This window comes from Borrelia persica No12 (genome assembly GCF_000500045.1).
Taxonomy (GTDB): Bacteria; Spirochaetota; Spirochaetia; order Borreliales; family Borreliaceae; genus Borrelia; species Borrelia persica.
Genome location: NZ_AYOT01000093.1, coordinates 1 through 1577, shown reverse-complemented (window position 1 = coordinate 1577; position 1577 = coordinate 1). Strand labels below are relative to the sequence as shown.

General features: G+C 30.4%; 1 protein-coding gene. It reads right to left on the bottom strand.

The genetic code is table 11. The features are described from left to right. Positions 1-1556, bottom strand: a 1556-nt coding sequence (locus tag U881_RS11445) for a plasmid maintenance protein (RefSeq protein ID WP_152520652.1), incomplete at its 3' end; no start/stop codon positions are given. Between the last annotated feature and the right edge of the window lie 21 nt (positions 1557-1577).

The following is a 1577-nucleotide window of genomic DNA, read 5'->3' as shown; positions in this document are numbered from 1 at the left end:
AATATTTCATTTTCTGTTCTACACCCTATACAATCATCTTTACGTTCAACATCCCCACTTGACAATGACTCAGATAAAATGTTTGGGGGCGTTTTGTTTAAGAAACTATCTTTCTTGTTCAATTGTCCGTTATTGCCCATATTTTTCTTCAAATTGACCAACACGCTTTCTCTCATTCGGTTCATTAAATGAGCTCGCTCCTTTTCTGCTCTCCTAAGCCTCTCTTTTCTCTCTTTTGCCTCTTTGGCAAACAACTTTTGCAAATATTCTTGCAGTCTCTTTTTTTCTAGCTTGCTTTTCTCTTCTTTCTTCAGATCCACTTTTTTCTTTGCTTCTCTTATTTTATAAATTCGCACATTCTTTAACGATTTTTCCCTTTCTTTTCTTGAAATACTTTTTTCAATGCATATGCTTTCATCATAAACAGTTTTTTTAACATGCCGTTTTTTATACTTGTTTGAGTACCAGTCTCTAAATCGACCTTCCCAAATTACTTCATAATCGCTTATTATCCCATCTTCCCTTTTCATCATCATCCATATTTTGTGTTTATACCTATTTGCAAATTGCTTTAAAAAGTGTTCTAAAATGTCTTCAAGGTTGTACTCAATTCCATAATCAATTATTGCTTGCTCCAAATTTAACAGCGCATTTATGTATGTCGGGTCGTTATTACTCCTTTCTTTTATTTGCTTCAGATATTTTTTGCTAATTTTGTAGTCAGATAACAGTCTTGTCTCGACATCTTTCCTAATTATTTTGCAATCTCTTTTCTTTTTTTCATAAAAATCAGCTTTTTTCAAAAGCATTTCTGAATTCTCCATAGAATTCTCTTTTTTTATATTGCTTATTTTAGCTTTATTAATTACATTGGACATTTCGACATGCGACATTTCGGTTGTATTGTTATGTTCATTTAGGTTAGGTTGACTTTCTTTTTTTTGAGAGTTTGTCCTACAATTATGCATTGTATTTTGTATGTCTTGATTAAAGTCGCTAATGATTTTCTTTTCTTTTAAATTTTCTTTTAGGCGTTCTTTTAAGTATTCTAAAATTATTTCTTTGTGTTTGTGTGCAAGTCCCATGTTTTGTTTATAGTGAGAAATACTTCCATTTTCTATTCCCATCCTTCTAATTTTGGATTTAATCAATCCGACTTCATTTAGAAGTTTTATGTCTCTTCCAATAGTTCGTTTACATACCTTTTTATAGCCATCGTTTTCTAATAGTTTACTTACTATATTGTAGATATCACTTGCTGAGTATTCTTCAGCACCACCTGACTGTTTATAGTTTTTATTTTTAGTATCTATTGCCCAATAAATCTTAAGTAGCCTATTATATCGTTTAAACATTTTGCTTATTTGTAATTTGACCTGAGATACGGGTATGTTTGTTATTTCAGGTGATGTTTTGTATTTATTTAAGTCAACAAGATTTTTTAGTATTAATTTGCTTTGGCTTTTTGTGCCTGTTGATTTGAAATTTTTTTCATCTTTTGGTACTATATTCATAGGTTTTATCCTATTGATTGTTTTATTTGTTGTTATATGCATAGGGTAACTCCTTTTAATCCA